The sequence below is a fragment of the Streptococcus mitis genome, from assembly GCF_000960025.1.
Taxonomy (GTDB): domain Bacteria; phylum Bacillota; class Bacilli; order Lactobacillales; family Streptococcaceae; genus Streptococcus; species Streptococcus mitis_DH.
Map to the genome: position 1 here is coordinate 959,907 of NZ_JYGQ01000001.1, position 15,645 is coordinate 975,551.

At 41.8% G+C, this 15,645-nt stretch carries 20 protein-coding genes; all 20 read right to left on the bottom strand.

What is annotated here, in order from left to right; genetic code table 11:
- Positions 1–3: 3 nt before the first annotated feature.
- Complete coding sequence (locus TZ91_RS10790; RefSeq protein WP_050492425.1) at positions 4–816, bottom strand: hyaluronate lyase N-terminal domain-containing protein; 813 nt, start codon at positions 814–816, stop codon at positions 4–6.
- A complete protein-coding gene (locus TZ91_RS10610; protein WP_235196512.1) occupies positions 813–2,618 on the bottom strand; it encodes a phage tail spike protein in 1,806 nt (601 codons plus the stop codon). The genes TZ91_RS10790 and TZ91_RS10610 overlap by 4 nt, the downstream gene beginning before the upstream one ends.
- Complete coding sequence (locus tag TZ91_RS04900; protein ID WP_033687712.1) at positions 2,615–3,313, bottom strand: adenylosuccinate synthetase; 699 nt, start codon at positions 3,311–3,313, stop codon at positions 2,615–2,617. The genes TZ91_RS10610 and TZ91_RS04900 overlap by 4 nt, the downstream gene beginning before the upstream one ends.
- On the bottom strand, positions 3,313–6,120 hold the full coding sequence (locus TZ91_RS04905; protein WP_045597143.1) for a phage tail protein: 2,808 nt from the start codon (positions 6,118–6,120) through the stop codon (positions 3,313–3,315). Before TZ91_RS04905 ends, TZ91_RS04900 begins: the two co-directional genes overlap by 1 nt.
- A complete protein-coding gene (locus TZ91_RS04910) occupies positions 6,120–6,506 on the bottom strand; it encodes a DUF5361 domain-containing protein (RefSeq protein WP_033687714.1) in 387 nt (128 codons plus the stop codon). Before TZ91_RS04910 ends, TZ91_RS04905 begins: the two co-directional genes overlap by 1 nt.
- An 11-nt stretch (positions 6,507–6,517) precedes the next feature.
- The gene (locus TZ91_RS04915) at positions 6,518–6,793 is read right to left on the bottom strand and encodes a hypothetical protein (protein WP_033687715.1); all 276 of its coding nucleotides are present in this window, start codon (positions 6,791–6,793) and stop codon (positions 6,518–6,520) included.
- A 5-nt stretch (positions 6,794–6,798) separates the two neighbouring features.
- Positions 6,799–7,356, bottom strand: coding sequence for a phage tail tube protein (locus TZ91_RS04920; protein ID WP_033687736.1), 558 nt, complete (start codon positions 7,354–7,356; stop codon positions 6,799–6,801).
- Between the two features lie 81 nt (positions 7,357–7,437).
- Positions 7,438–7,773, bottom strand: coding sequence for a hypothetical protein (locus tag TZ91_RS04925; RefSeq protein WP_000571660.1), 336 nt, complete (start codon positions 7,771–7,773; stop codon positions 7,438–7,440).
- A complete protein-coding gene (locus TZ91_RS04930; protein WP_033687718.1) occupies positions 7,770–8,006 on the bottom strand; it encodes a hypothetical protein in 237 nt (78 codons plus the stop codon). The genes TZ91_RS04925 and TZ91_RS04930 overlap by 4 nt, the downstream gene beginning before the upstream one ends.
- A complete protein-coding gene (locus tag TZ91_RS04935; protein WP_033687720.1) occupies positions 7,999–8,337 on the bottom strand; it encodes a hypothetical protein in 339 nt (112 codons plus the stop codon). Before TZ91_RS04935 ends, TZ91_RS04930 begins: the two co-directional genes overlap by 8 nt.
- Positions 8,282–8,722, bottom strand: coding sequence for a phage Gp19/Gp15/Gp42 family protein (locus TZ91_RS04940; RefSeq protein WP_033687721.1), 441 nt, complete (start codon positions 8,720–8,722; stop codon positions 8,282–8,284). The genes TZ91_RS04935 and TZ91_RS04940 overlap by 56 nt, the downstream gene beginning before the upstream one ends.
- A 20-nt stretch (positions 8,723–8,742) precedes the next feature.
- A complete protein-coding gene (locus TZ91_RS04945; RefSeq protein WP_033687722.1) occupies positions 8,743–8,964 on the bottom strand; it encodes a HeH/LEM domain-containing protein in 222 nt (73 codons plus the stop codon).
- A gap of 2 nt (positions 8,965–8,966) precedes the next feature.
- Positions 8,967–9,869, bottom strand: coding sequence for a phage major capsid protein (locus TZ91_RS04950; protein ID WP_045597145.1), 903 nt, complete (start codon positions 9,867–9,869; stop codon positions 8,967–8,969).
- A gap of 14 nt (positions 9,870–9,883) precedes the next feature.
- Positions 9,884–10,351, bottom strand: coding sequence for a capsid assembly scaffolding protein Gp46 family protein (locus TZ91_RS04955; RefSeq protein ID WP_033687724.1), 468 nt, complete (start codon positions 10,349–10,351; stop codon positions 9,884–9,886).
- Positions 10,352–10,431: 80 nt separating this feature from the next.
- Positions 10,432–11,844 (bottom strand): terminase, encoded by a 1,413-nt coding sequence (locus TZ91_RS04960; protein WP_033687725.1) that lies wholly within the window; start codon positions 11,842–11,844, stop codon positions 10,432–10,434.
- A 63-nt stretch (positions 11,845–11,907) separates the two neighbouring features.
- Positions 11,908–12,207, bottom strand: coding sequence for a hypothetical protein (locus tag TZ91_RS04965; protein ID WP_033687726.1), 300 nt, complete (start codon positions 12,205–12,207; stop codon positions 11,908–11,910).
- 51 nt (positions 12,208–12,258) lie between these two features.
- On the bottom strand, positions 12,259–12,498 hold the full coding sequence (locus TZ91_RS04970; protein WP_033687727.1) for a hypothetical protein: 240 nt from the start codon (positions 12,496–12,498) through the stop codon (positions 12,259–12,261).
- On the bottom strand, positions 12,498–13,733 hold the full coding sequence (locus TZ91_RS10615; RefSeq protein WP_235196515.1) for a hypothetical protein: 1,236 nt from the start codon (positions 13,731–13,733) through the stop codon (positions 12,498–12,500). Before TZ91_RS10615 ends, TZ91_RS04970 begins: the two co-directional genes overlap by 1 nt.
- Positions 13,723–14,991 carry a phage portal protein gene (locus TZ91_RS04980; protein WP_045597148.1) on the bottom strand — a complete coding sequence of 423 codons (1,269 nt, stop codon included), beginning with the start codon at positions 14,989–14,991 and terminating at the stop codon, positions 13,723–13,725. The genes TZ91_RS10615 and TZ91_RS04980 overlap by 11 nt, the downstream gene beginning before the upstream one ends.
- Positions 14,992–15,187: 196 nt before the next feature.
- Positions 15,188–15,532, bottom strand: a complete 345-nt coding sequence (locus TZ91_RS04985) for an HNH endonuclease (RefSeq protein ID WP_033687694.1) — start codon at positions 15,530–15,532, stop codon at positions 15,188–15,190.
- Positions 15,533–15,645: the final 113 nt, after the last annotated feature.

Below are 15,645 nucleotides of genomic sequence, written 5' to 3' on the forward strand. Positions count from 1 at the left end.
CTATTAGCGATAAATATCGTAGATGGTATTAGCATCTTTGTTAGAAATTGCGTCATATTGAGACCTTGTTCCAGCCCAATATTTCAGCGCTTGCCCACCATTCTGGTTGATGATATTTTGTCCAGGCGCACCGTCGGCACCTCTAGCTCCGTCCGCACCTCTGGGACCTGCTGGACCCGTTGCCCCTGTTGGGCCTGCGGGGCCTCGCAAGCTATTTCGTTGTGTCTGAGTCAACGTGTCAAATGTAGGACGACTCTCAAGAGCTGAAACCCTTTGTTTTAGTTCGGTATCGTTGTAATTGGTTGGCAGTATCCTATCACCAATACCTTGAACAGAGATATTAGTTCCGTTAACAGCGGTTACTTTCCAAAAACCTTGGTTCGTACCACTAGAGCCACTCCAGTAATCTTCAATAATATCTCCGACTTTAATACCGTCAGGGTTCATGATAGCGTCTGGTGTTATTGTCCTATTAACACCTACACCGCCTCCGGAAATATCCCCTTTAGCGATGCGATATGTTGGCGTTTCAGACTTTTTGGCATACTGCTCTAAAGCACGCTCTGCGGCTGAACCTTCAAAACGCACAACACCATCTGCACCTTTTGGTCCTACTGGTCCTGTTTCTCCACGGTCACCTTTCGGACCTGTTAGGTACTGCAAGGCTGAAAATCGGTCACGGCCATTTCCGACCTTGACCTTACCTGTGTCACTCTCAACGCCTAACTCGCCATCGAGTAAGACCAGAGTGCTACTTGCCCAGTCTCGTGCTGACATGCGCTTGTGTTGTACCCTCACTGGGATTGTTTCCGTCATGTTCTTCCTCCATCAAAAATAAAAGTTGGACTCTCGTTCCAACTTCCGTCGTATCTTGAATTTTGTCCGTCAGCTACCGTCTTGTAAACAGGAGCTAGTTCAATCCGTCTTGTCTGATTGTCAACCGTCACAGACTGATCCACATTCTGATACCAGTCCCCTGAGAATGTCAGACGATAGGCACCGTAGTAGACTGCTAGGACCTTTTCCTCTTTCTGAGTTAGGTCTTTATCAATCGCTGGCATGACCGTATTAGCAGGCGCAAGATGAACGTGACCACCGTAAAACGGTGTCTTATTCACTACCACAGTCACATCTGTCTTACCGTAAGGTGTACAGGTTGCTGACCAGCTGATAACGTACTGCTTGCCAAGTTCAAAGCCCTCTCCATTGTGACCTACCTCCACGAAATCCGTTCCATAACTAATTTTTTTAGCCGTGCCACCATTGAGACGGTTCTTGTTGTACTGGGTATTCCCGTCCCCGCCAATCAAACTCGCGTTGACCCTTGCAGTCTCACTGACTTGCTCAAGTTTCTTGCTTAATTCAGCGATTGAGTCAGCGCCACTCATCAACTCTTCACGGATTAGCTTCACTAACTCAGGACGCTCTTTCTCCATTGCTTCATGAATCTTAGCGCCCATTTCTTCGGCCTTAGCCTTGTACTCCTCGATGGCATCCGTAATATCTTTATCACGCTTGGCAAATTCAGCATCAAAAGCACGGTCGGCGTTGGCGATTTCCTTTTTCAAATGTTCTTCAAAAATCTTATGCAGATTTCGACTTTCATTCAAAACGGCATCATTGACAATCCCACCTATCGCATTCGCAAGACTGGACTGGAACGTCCCAAAACCTATTGATTTCAGACGTTTTGCCATTGGAGAATAGGTGTATTTCGTGATTTTTTTACGAACATCAAGACCATACCACTCATGGTAGATGCTGACCACATCGAACATCCGAACCGCTACATCGCTCTGGCCGACAACCGATATTTCAAGGTTATCTTCCAGCATGTCGCACATACTTGTCCGAAAATACTGCTTTCCGTATTCAATCAAACTAGCTTGGTCTTTGACATTCTGGTCATTGACCTCAACAACTGCTTCATAGATTTGGGTATATTTCCCAAGCAAGGGACTATCAATCACCACTACATAATCAACGTCAGGCGCCTTTTCTCCCTCTCCTTTGACGGTCGTTTTAAAGGTTATCCGAGTTTTCAAAGATTTCGTTGAGGTCTTGTGCTGGTAGCTAGACAGGTTTTTCTTGTACATAAAAAGCGATTCATTTTCAGAACCGCCATTCTTCAACAAGCGTAAGTTGTAGCCATTTCGCACCATATCTCCGCCCCACTGACCAAGGATAGAGTGCTTGTCTTTGGCCAAGACTTCCATAGCATTCTTGTCCTTAATATTGAGCGTATGCCTGTCGTCAATATCCGAGAAAAAAGAAAAGGGATTGGTTCTGGTAATACTACCAGCCAATGCGCTCAATACCCTCGTCCCACTGACACGATCCACATCGATAGAGCTTACGATGTAGTTATTTAACAGGCTGATAACCTGATTGGCATAGACTTGGATATATCCTTGTTGCTTTTCAATCTCAAAAATATAAAAATCCTGCTCGCCATGCAGGTCATCTGCAGTCAGAAAGGTTTCCTCTTTCAGTAATTCCCACTTGGGATCCGACGTAGGAAAACGAAAGGTCAGTTGATAAGTATTGTTCCGCTCCTGAACAATTTCATCGTTATAGGCCTCGTTCAAAGGCGTGTTGCCCTCTGTAAGATAAATCATAAGATATACCTCCAATTTGGCCGAACCGTGATCTTACGAACGGCACCAGTAAAGACCAGACCATTATTCCCTACTGCCAATTCAAAGAATCCTCCACGCTTCCGTAAAGTATTTTGAACCGCTCCATCTGCATTGTAGATATTCTGTTTTTTATGTCTACAATCGATGGTCGCTTTTCGTCTAATGGTCAAGTGCATAGTTGTCTGTCCGATAGTCAAAGAAATGTCTCCATCCCCTTCAATCTCAATCACAGGCTCACTATAGACAGAGCCTGGATTGTTGACATTACCGCTTGCGGTAAAGATAAGAGGAGCAACATTTTTCTGATAACGGAACGGTTGCATACTCAACTTAATTTCAAGCTTCCAGCCGTGCATACCTTGAGGTTTGTATTTGGCACTGACGAAGTCAGCATAAAATAAAGAGCCTAGCTGATAGCTAAATTCTAGCGTATTGTCATTTGGTTGGAATCTCTCAACGATTTTAGACGGATCTACCGTCCTTGGAAGGTAAAATGCAAATGTTCGTTCATAACTCTCATAAGCACCATCCAAGACACGGTAATTCCCATTAACCCCAAACAGGGTAGCTGTTTCTGAAACTTTAGGTTTAGCAGCCTCTACCTCGCCAAAGTCGGTCACCACACAGTTAGGAATGGTTGAAGTATCGAAACCATTGATAATCATGTATTCCATTAAATTCCCTCCCTAGCATAGATCGCACCTTGGCGTTGGTAGACGCTCATTGAAATTTTATCAGCGTCCAGGTAAGTATCTGACGGCTTTTCAAGGATAGCAGTAAGGATCTTCTCCATACTTGCTCTCAGAATCGCTATCTCAGACACGGTTTGACTATCTTTTGCCTCGATTTGAGCACTTGGCATAGACAAGCTTGCTTCAAGATTCTTGGCAATAGTCGGTGTTCCACTCAAACCAAAATCATCATTTGAAAATGCGTTTGAGATTTCGCCAGCCATTCCACCGACCGATTTCTTAACATCTTTGAAACGGTCTTGCAACCCTCTATCCAAACCTTGCATAATCGCATTACCAGCAGGAATCAAGAGCTTGCGGTCGTATTCAATCGGACCTTTGTGGTCACGAATCCAACCAGCAATACCTCCGACGAAATCAGTCACTGAGTCCCAAGCGGATTTCAAGCCGCCTAGAAATCCATCAAGAATAGCCTTACCTGCTGACCATAGGTCGATATTACGAATACCATCGAAGATACTCGTAACATTACTTACAAGGTCACTAACACCTTGCTTCATACTTTCCCATGCTCTCTGAGCGCCTTGGACAAGTCCATCAATCAGACCTAAGACAGTTGATTTCAAACCTTCCCAGGCACTGCTTGCGACAGATTTGATAGTGTTCCAGATGTTAGATAATATCTGAGCAAAACCATCAAAGATAGCCTTACCTGCATCAGACAACCCTTTCCAGATTGTACTGAGAGTGCTGGAAAAGTTTTCAAAAGTTGCTTTACCATACCCTACGATAACATCTACAACTCCAGAGAAGTATGTCTTGATACCTTCCCAAATCATGGATACGCCATTTTTAATGCCATCCCAAATTAGAGAAAGGTCAGCTCCTAGCTGGGTGAAATTCCCTGTCACAAGGTCGATGATGACGAGAATAGCACCCAAGAAAATAGATTTGATGAAGTCCCAAGCACCTTGAAAAATCATCTTAATTCCTTCCCAAATTTGAGCAAGACCATCTGAAATATTGTTCCAAATATTCATGAATCCATTAATGAACGGTTGAACAATCGCCATCACCGCTGTTGTGATAGCTGTCCATGCCACAGATGCAGCCTCTTGAATACTTACCCACAAATTACTAGCACCTTCAGAGATACCAGACCAAAGACCAACAAAGAAATCAGCAATCCCCTGCCATGCCTGTTTAATCAAATCTACAAAAGATGACCATATTTGTCTACCTGTTTCAGTCTGAGTGAAGAACCAAGCTAATGCGGCAACTGCAGCTGCAATCCATCCTATAAGTGGGATTGAAGAAATAGTTGCCGTAATACTCGTAGCAAAAGTTGTTATTGCTGTCTTAGCAATTCCAAGAACTCCACTTATTCCGCCTAAACCTTGTAAAAAGTTTGCAAATTTCACTACTGGCAAACCAACGCCAAGAGCAACTACCGCTGTCTTCAGTAAATCAGCTGCTAATTTATTTTCTTTGAAAAAGTTAGTGATTTCTTTTAGGATAGAAGAGCTGATTCTCAATGCTGAACTCAAAATTTCAAAAGCAGTTCCAAGAAGATTGACTCCCTGCTCACCACCCTGAATTCCTAAGAGATCGCCTACAAAATCAGCTACGATGCTACCAACATTACCGATAACTGACCCGATATTCTCAAAGGTTACACGGATATTGTCCGCAATATTAACAATTTGGGTTGCCGCTTCATCGCTAAATCCTAACGTGTTTAGGATATCGATATTCCCTTGCCTATCCATTGACCCGAAGATCATATCAAAAAAGGTTTGGAAAATTCCTGTCACACGTCCGATTTGGTCATAGACTGCACTACCAAAAGCGTCTCCAAAAAGCTGAGAAGCTAAAGAACTTACGCCTTCGGTCAGTACTACTCCTAGTCCTGATAAGATATTTCCTATCATTGGTAAGAAGTTGCCAAAAAGGAAAGTCTTAGTGGTTTCTAGTAAAGATTGCAAGGCTGGGGTTACATCTTCCCCAATAGCTATCTTCCCTAGCACATTCTGAGCAGATGCTTTCATTGCTTCAAAAGACCCACTAAAAGTTTTGGAAGCCTCCAAAGCAGTTGTTCCAGTAATTTCCAATTTTTTCTGCACAACAGAAATAGCGTTAACGATGTTACCAAAAGACATATCTCCATCTTTTACAGTAACGTTCAGCTCTTCTTGTTCTTTTTTATAACTTGCTGCGTCCGCTATCAAGCGCTTCATTTCTTGTTGCGTACCACCATAACCTAGCTTTAAGTTGTCCAGCATGGTGTAGTTCTGCTTGGCAAAACCTTGATATGCCATCTGGATGCTCTCCATAGATGTCCCCATCTTGTTAGCATTATCTGACATATCAACCATTGCCCTGTTAGCAACATCAGCTGCCAAACTGACATCACCACCAAGAGATTGCAACAAACTGGCTGAGAAGCCTGTCACATTCTCCATGTATTTGTTTGCGGAAAGTCCTGTAGTCCTATACGCTTCTTCTGCATAGGCTCTTACTTTTCCTGCTGATGTTTTAAAGAGGGTCTCAACACCACCAATGGATTGTTGAAGCGCTGCCCCTTCGCCCAATGCGGCGCTAAAGGCTTTCCCAATTCCTGCAGCCGCAACTATCTTTTTAAAGGTGCCTACAATGTTTGATCCAAGAGATTCTCCTGCGAAAGTTCCTGCTGAAGCAACCTCGCCACCTATCTCTTTCTGGATCATTCCACTTATTCCTTTAGCAGAAGGGATGATTTGTACATAGGCTTTCCCTAGTTGTGTTGCCACTAGCTTTCACCTCCTGTTTTCGCAAGTAAAGCCTTGCGATAGTTTTCAAAGTCCTCACCAGATTCAAAGACGAGATAATCTTTCCCATCATTCTCACTCTTATCTCTCTTAATCAATTGATCCGCGATGGATGCAGGACGATTAACACCCTTTTGCCCATCCTTAGTTTGCAACCACAAAGAGAGTGAAAGTCTGTCTACGATACTTGCAAGTAACGTCGTTTCCAGAGGGACGATTTGGTCAGACATAATCTGCTTTATCCGCGAATCATCACGCAACCCATACGCAAAAACAGCCACCTCATTTAAAGGTAGCTGTTTATAGTCGTATATCTGGTAAGTTTCTGCTAAATCACAGACAAGAGCATCCTCGTCTAAGGCAATCATCTGAGCAAGGACTAGGATTTTTTTAAGTCATTACTTTTATCAAAGATACTCTTAACATCTGCAAACAATACTTCAGAGTCCACGATTTCATCTTCATCCTCCAAATGTTTTAAAAACGCTAGTGCTTGTTCTTTACCAAATAGAAGATTTAAAAATGTTTCTGTTTCTTCAAGATCTTGCTTTTCAACTTTAGCGACAGATTTGAGAAGATAATAATTTCTCAATCGTTTTTTAGGGATTTTGTACTCAAACCCTGATTCCGTTTTTCCTTTTAAGATTTCTTCCATTTATTTTAGGCTCCTTGAATGTATTTGTAATGTGTATTTCCTTGGTCGTCTGGTAAAGCGGTAATGGTTAGTTCATAACCAATTGGCTCACCATCCTTGTAGCTAACTTCTCCAATTTCGCTCACCTTGCCACGAGGAATGACGATACGTTGGAAGTTTTTGTTTTTTAGGAGAATATCAATTACCAATGAGTGCTCTGGTAATTCGTTTGAATTTGCTTTAACAGTAATCCCGGTCGATAAAGTTCCTGTAACATTATCTGCACCATAAGCTTCTTTGAGAACTTCTACATTAAGACTTTCGATTAACTTAAATTTAAAGGTATCTTTCTTTTCGGTCTGAGAAGACAAGACTGTTTGTCCACCCCAGGCTTTGACTTCTTCGCTTTCTGGTGAGTTTTCATTAGTGATACCGTCTTCCGAGATATATCCTAACGATTTAAATGCTGGATTTAAATCTGATTTTGAATCAGTTGGTAATAATGTACCTAGTGGTGCACTTGCAATTGCTCCACTTGCTTTAGGCTTAGCAGCCGTTACATTTGATGCTGATGCAGTCGTCATATTCTGTCCTCCTGTTGATTCTGCATTTGGTGTTCTTACTTCTGGTGCTTCTAATTCTGGCGCCAAAACTACACCTCCTTTTTAAAAATAATTGATGTCATATACCGCTTGATAGCGATATTGCTTCGTTTCCGTGTCTGTAAAGTTGTAGTCACTATTGTGATGCACACCGCTGACTTCGTTGACTGTGATGAGATTCTCAACTACTTTCTTGACTTTCTCATTCAGCTCAGCAGCCTTTTGAAGTGATGGTGCATAACTTTGAAAAGCGAATGTAGCGGAATGAACGTAATCACTTCCACCACTTCCTGTCTTTTCAAGAATGACATAACTTTCAGGCATATTCGGTTTATGCTCAAAAAAAGACGGAACATCTAACTGTCCGTCCAAAAATTTCTTTATAACTAATTCGATCATCTCATAGCCTTCAGTAAAATATTATGTTTTTTATTTCTAGCCATGCTCTTGATGTCAGTTGTACTAATCTTCGCATTGGCACGCTTCTGTCCTGGCGATACGGTCAATTCAAACCCCTCTCCAGCTCTTTCAGCAATTTCTTGCCCCTTCTCTTCTAAAATATCTTGCATTTCAGGAGAGCGTAATAGAGTAGATACCCCTAGTGGATTCAATTGAAACTTCATATCACTCATAAACTTCAACCATAACCTTTCTATTCCACGATAATGGAATCATTGACTCAATCCCCTCTTGAGGGATGCCAATCGTCCGCCATTTACGACCAAAAAACTTAACCTCACGGTTCTCCCACTTGTTAGTGTCTCCTTTAGGGATACCAAGTGTATATTCCGCCTTTTTCCCAGTCAAATTCATTTGATTGATGACGTCCTCTGATGAAGTTGGGACAACCAATACATTTTGAACCTCAATCTCAACATCACGATGGATTGGATGACCGAAATCGTCGTTACCAATTTCTACCTTGTCCACTAAAATGACAGGGATTCCTTTTAGGTAGGTCATAAATTTCAATCGCTCCATATCGTTGTTTTTTCTTCAAACCAAGCCTTTTCAGTTCGGTGTCTTTGATAAAGAGACCTCCACCAGGGACAAGGTAAGAACCACTAAACGAATAACCCAAAGCACTCTCAGATACCTGAGTCATTGGTTCATGGTCTGTTGAGGTCATGAGGGTTCGTGCCACGATATCGACCGTGACAGACTTGGCAACACTAGCGAATGACACGCTCTCAGCTACCATGTCGTCAAGGTCTTTACCGACTTTTTCAGCTTCAACGCGAAGAGAATGAGAAACAACTTCCAACAGCGCCTCGGCTCGTTTTTCCTCATCGAATTTCAACGCTCGCCACAATTTTTTCAAATCTTCGACTGTTGCAAAGTTTTCCATTTCTACCTCCAGTCAAGCGACTACTGGGCTTCAGTGTCAGCTTGTTCGATTAGCGAAATCAATTCAGGTTTTGTGGCGCGGTTATCATAAGTAATACCTTTTTCATCAAGGATTTCTTTCAATGCTGCGTTAGTCAATGAATCCAAAGGTTTGTATGCTGCAATTGGAACCCAATCACCCCCAGAAATTTCTGTATTAGTGTTGATTGTTGCTCCTGTCTTTTGGTTTACATACTCAGCCATGATTAACCTCCCGTTTTCACAATACGAGCGAAACTAGCAGCGTCCATGATGCCCCATCCAATGTATGCTTCGCAACGGATATAAATCTGGTTATACCCTTTAAGGTCGCGACCGCTGTTGTCAGGATCACCATACTTGATGATTTCCATCGGAACTTCTTTCGCATAGCCCCATTTGAACATTGTTTCAAAGTCCCCAACAATCGCTGTGTTTTTAGGATCTGTTTGTGAGTATGATACAGTGCGGTTTTTATCTACTGCCAATCCATTGATTGCATCAGGTACACCGCCCCATGCCAATTCAGGATACAATTTCCCACCTTCAGCATTTTTCATTTTAGAAAGAGCAGTTGTAAAAATAGGATCTAGGATTGCTCCGGTGATATCACGTTCTGAACCATCAATCATACCGACAGCATCTTCCATACTTTCGTCTGGGTTAGATTCTTTGAAAGTTACTGTCTGAGTAACTTTTTTATCAAAGCAGTTAGTTCCAATAATGCTTGAATCTTGTTTTGTACGTGGGTTAATACCGTGAATACTCATAATATCAAGCCCTCGTGCTAATTTTTTAGAAAATCCTTCCACAAAATCACTGAGGATGTCAACTTTTGCTTCTTCTGAGGCGTGTAAAAACTCATCAGATACACGGGCACCATATTCGACTTTTAGTGGAACAATAGTAACAGGATCAAGGCTCACACCACCATGAGTCTTCTTGCCATTTTCAGCCACGATGTCGATGTCCGAATCAAAGTCGAAAATGAACTCTTTTTGGCCGTTAAACGGAATAGGCTTTTGGGGTGATAGCTTAGCAATTGATGAATGGCCCTTCACCTTACTAATAACTTTTTTTACAAGCTCTGGATCAAATAGATTTCCTTTTGCAAGTTGTGCTTCTGACATATTTTTTCTCCTTTTTAATCTTCAATATTTAAATTTTGAACCAAATTTCTATACATGGTTCTTTCATCATCTTCTTTCGGAACAATCGGCTCCGTTGATTTTACTGGTGCTACTTTGCTCACTGGTTTCATAAACCCAGCTAAGCGCTCTGCATCAGCTTTCAAGCTTTCTTCATCAGTTCCCTGCAAACGATCTGCAAGGTCGTAAGGCAGTCCATGTTGCAAAGCTACTCGAGTTCGCAGACTAGCCGTCTCATAACCAGCGATTTGATTCTGCATTTCTTCAAGTTGCTTGTCAGCATCTGCCTTACTTTGATTAGTAGCTTCAATCGTTGACTTCAAGCCGCCATTTTCTTTTTCCAACTCTTCAACACGAGATTTAAGCTGGTCATAGTCGGCATACTTCTCTTTCTCTCGAGATAAGCGAGCCTTAATAGCAGCATCAAATTCTTCTTGTGTTGTGATTGGTTTAAATTCTGACATTCTCATGTCTCCTTTCTCCTGCTTCCCCGGCAGTTCGGTAATTTTGGGCATCAAAAAAAGCAGTCACAAGACCGCTTTTTTTAATAACTGATTTTTTGCTTTTTCTTAGGCTTAGTCGTAGCACAAGCCCAGTGCGCAAGCAAAGCACTATCCATCAAAGAAATATCCATGTCGTCAAAGTGCGATCGATAACCAAAGCCACCATTTGAACCAATATTCCGCTTATCGCAGTTAGTAGCTACTTTTGATAGCGATGGCTGGCCAGCGTGACAGATGGTTTTCTGGTAGATTCCCTGTTCCCAAAGAGCGTTGGCCACGATGATTTCTTTCACCGTCGGAAGAATCACATTCTTGATTCTGTAGTCCTTCAACTCTTCGTCCAGGATCTTTTGACCACTTGCGCCATCAATGACAATCTGAGCCACATCAGCTTGACGCAAGAAAGCAACCATCCACTCATTCCCATTACGAACAGATTGACAATCGACTGTCTCGATAAAGAAACGTCCATCCTTGGTTCGTGCAGCAATACTCAATGCCACGTTCGTTCCATCTTGGCCATACTTGATACCAACAGACAGCTTGCCAGACAATTCTGGTATGTCATCCACCTTGAGCTCATTCCACTCCGTTTCAGAAATAGCAGATTTCTGGTTGTAAGTTGGCCAAAATCCCAAACGTTGGATATTATGGTCCAGCTTATCCTCACCAAGCTCAGCTTCAATCTTACGCTCATTTAAGTGGTATCCCATAGACGGATTAGAATTATACCAAGCTTCCACATCGTCGATTTCCTTTTCATCGGAAACCGACCACTCAGCCCAGCCAGAATACTTCCCTTTCCCGAAAAGACAAGTCTCACGATACTTAGTAAAGACCGTTCCACTTGATACTGGTGTCGGAGGTGTTCCACACATGATTGTGATAGGATTTTCACTATCCGTAACCGTATATTTCAAAGCAGATTCTTGCTCGGTTGTGTACTCTTGAGCCTCGTCAATGATTAGCATATCAAAACCTTCACCAAGACCACCGTTTGATGTCCTAGTACGGAATTGGATAACACCACCTGTTGAATAAAGTTCAATCCGCTCCTGCCCCTTCGCTCGAATGGAATTGAAATCCTCACCATCCACATACCCCATTTTCTCAAGGTATCGTTTCACCTTCTCAAAAGAGGAATGAGATGTAGAAATTCGGTGAGCCGTGTGCAGGATATTCAATCCCTTATGCAAGCCCCAAATTTCAAGAATATAAAGGATTTCAGATTTCCCATTACGACGAGGAATAGAGTAACCAAACTTCTGATGCACCCAAAGACCGTTCTTGTCAACAGCCATCATGGGTAATAAAAGATTCTTCTGCCAAGCATAGCAAGAAAGACCAGTCCGTTCGTAAAGTTCAATCGCTTCTTTAGCTTTTGAATTTTTCTTGACGTATTTTAAAATCACCGATTGAGTAGGATTCTGATTGCCAAGTTTCTTCCTCGCCATTCTACTTTCCTTTCAATCGTCATCGCATGATAACCCTATCGCTGGGAGATATCAGATCACCTCCTAGATGCTGTCTAAAATATTCAGAAACTCTGCTTCTTCATATGTTTCTGCAAAAATATCAGGCTTGCACGGATAAAGCTCCCCTCGCACACCTTTGATGATATAATCGCCTGTTTTTGCGACCATGACCCCCTCAAGTGTTTTAATCTCACACCATGCGGGATTTTTATTCCACTTACCATTATCGTGAACGATAATCTCATTCCTTGTCACTGCGTCCCAAAACCAATCTTCTTCAATCAAACAACGTTCATTAAGTTGAACCGCCTCAACCACAACGGGTTTCTTTCTGTATTTCATTTTCTGACTCCTTTCAAAGCATAAGAAAAGCACCTAGAATTTTCTAAGTGCTTATCCCCAAGCGAATGATTTCTCGCTTGGTAATTCTCCTCTATCCAACATCTGCTTCACTGCTCCACGAGCCTTGTTCGCATAGTAAGGATAACCTAGTTCTTTATCATAATTCGACTCAATGACAACTGTAACTTCACCAGTACGCTCATTAATCTCAATCATACCTGGGTCACGGTTTTCAGGAATATACCAATAACCCTTACTTTTTGAATTGAAAATTTTAATAAGTTTAAGCATTATAGGTCTCCTTTCTCCTTCATCCAAGCAATCCACGCTTTTTGGTAGTTATAGGTTTTATTAGTGAGTTCGTGGGCTTCATCGTACTTCATTCCCTTTGCCATCAAATCATGTTCCATCAACTCGTGATTTAGCATTACAAGGTCGTGAGGTTGAATATTCTTACCACCAATCTCTGAAAGTCGTCTCCAACTCTCAGCCATATCATAGCTAGGGTCGAAACGTTTCCGACCATCTTCTAAATCATACTCATTAATAAAAATATGGTTATAAATCTTCTCAACATCTGATTGTGAAAGACCGCTATTGTTAGATACCTTCACTATTTCATGTTGCTTATTTCGATTTCGTACACTCTCATAAAATTTTTGAGCATGCCGATCACGCTCTTTATTATATGGATCATTTCTATCATTCCAAGCGCCATACACAGCACCACTACTCTTCATAACCCTATTATAGCGCTTTTGCTCACGCTCGTCAACAGATACTACGCCAATTAACTTCCTACGTTCAACTCTCTCTTTGTCTATAGAATTCCATTTCTTCGTCCAGACATTTTGAGTTTTTCCGCTTTTCGGATCATAGTCTAAAATACAACGACAATGCTGATGCCTTCTATAAACGTCCTTTGGAACTCTTGGATATTTATAACTCCCCTGAACTTCTTGGCACCATTCACAACAATGAAAATAAGATTTTCTAACAATCTCTGGTTGTAAACCAGACTGATGATGAAACTCCGCATTTTTCTGGATACTATCATCAATAATAGACTGGGTAAAGTTCACAATAGGTTCACCGAGCAACCAACTGACATCCTCGAAATTTTCCTCAGACGAAAAGCGATTGACAATGCCAGCTATTCGATCCAGATTTAATTCAGGAACTTGAACTTTCAGACCGATTTTCGCTTCCTGGTTCAAATTCTTCTGAACATCACTAGTATAACCACTCACAAGCTCGTGATTTCGTCCTAGCACGTCCGTCAGCAAACGCTGAGCGATATTGTAATACATTTTCCCGTCTGGTAGTTTGTCGGCTCTCAGAGACGTTCCTAGAGCCTTAGAGAGAATATCGCCAATTTCAATCGCGAACTCATTTGCAGTTTTGTAAGTGGCTTTTTTCCCCTTTAATGCAGCAAAAGCATTTCTGACAATCTCACTCTTTCCGAAATCTCTCTCAAATCTCTCCTGAACCTCTTTCAAGATACTAGGTAAAACATCATGTTCCATCTGTCACTACCTCGCTGATTGCTGGTTTAGCAGACATGTCTCCAGCGATACCAGTAAGATCCCGAATGGTTTCTGCGTTGATGTAACCAGGTAATGCCTGATTTAATTTGACAACACCGTCACCAATCATAGTCATAGTATTCGCATCCGCTTCAAACAATGGTTCCCACTTGACTGTAGTTCTTACAAATTGACTTCTGGCATAATGAAACTCATCACGCAAGCAAGCTGCAACATAAGCGACATTTAGCAATCCAGCACCTAGTGAGCGCTGAGCCTTTCGACCAGCAAGACGAAGATTCTCATGGCTAGCCTTGATGGCTTCAACAGATGACGGGTTGTCAGACACAAACCCCATATCATCCAATGTCAAGCCCATTTCCCCAGCAAATCCAGCAGCAGCCGTTCTTAGCTGTTCTGTAAAAGGAGACATACTCGCTGTAGTAAATTGACCAATACTTGGTTTTTCCCCACCGTCGCTGGCAGAAATTGTCAACAAACTTGATACAGTAGCTTTATAAGTTTCCAACTGCTCTGCATCAGGATCTAATCCAATAATATATTTTTGTGGCCATGAATAAAATTCTGCAGTGATATTGGCACGTTCAAATGTTTGTTCTGCTTCCTTTTGATAGTACATCCCAGATCTGGTAATTCTTGATCTACCAAATGGACGAACAGCATCAGGCCGATGAATTACTGGGACAAGTAATGGAATGCCTGCTTCATTCGCAACCGAGTACGGTCTTCCATTTTTCGGAATAAAGTGAGTAGCATTAGGTTCAAAGTAGGCTTCAAGTGTTGGTTGATTGTAATCATCACGAGCCAGAACTGCATAACCTTCTACAAGCAATCCAGTGATAGGATCAATGACACCAGTCGCATTGCTAGCCTCAATAACTTGTAACCTCACCTCATCATCTTCACCTTTTGAAATATAGATAAAGCAACACGAACCAATCAGTGCAGCTAGAATAGCACTATCAAATAAGATATCAGGGTTGTTGCGATCAAAGATTTCTGTAACATTAAAATCATCATTTGTAAATTCACGAAATACTAAACGATCCGCAAGGCAATCTACCCCTTTTGCAGTCCATCCAAGAATAGCTCTATATTTAGCTCTCACATGAGCAGGAATTGTAATTCCTATAGGTGCTCTGTAATGCTGCATTGCATAGTATTTATACCTCAGATTTACTCTACCCTGATAGAGATTCAACTTTTTCCTGAGATATTCAATCCCTCTTAATTCCAAACCGTTCTCCTTCCATAATGATGATTTGGCGCGAGAAAAAATGTACAGTGACGGTGTGAAGCCCTCGAGCGCCTAGTGGGAGGGGGACACCCCCCTATCCTTAACTAGGACTTTCCTCATACATTACATTTTTCTAAAAATCTAGTATTCTGTTAATTTATATCTTTCTTAAAAAATAATTTTATATTTTATTTTATTAAGATTTATATTTTGTCCAATCTCTCGATTGTGGCAAGTTCCTGTTGCCAACAACAGTTATACTTGCTGATTTATCATCAGCATAAAGCTTGTCAGACTTCTGTCTATTACACTGCCAGTGCGCTAGCTGTAGGTTGTTGATGTCTGATGGATGACCGTTCCGATTGATTGGAATGATGTGGTCAATGACTGGTGACAAAGGATGTGGATACTTCAATGACTTGTCAACCGGCAATCCACAAATCCCACAAGTATTTCTGGTCTTCAGAATAATCTTTTTATTCTTTTCAAAAGCAACTCTATGAGGACCACTCCGGTCCGGTCTATCCTGGGGGGTATTCATTTAGGGAGGGGCCTTTCTTTTTTTGGGAGGTAGGGGGTTAATTTTTTATGATGTAGGGGGGAGCTTTTTTAGCTTCTTACACCCTCGTATATTTAACATATCTTATATTCTGT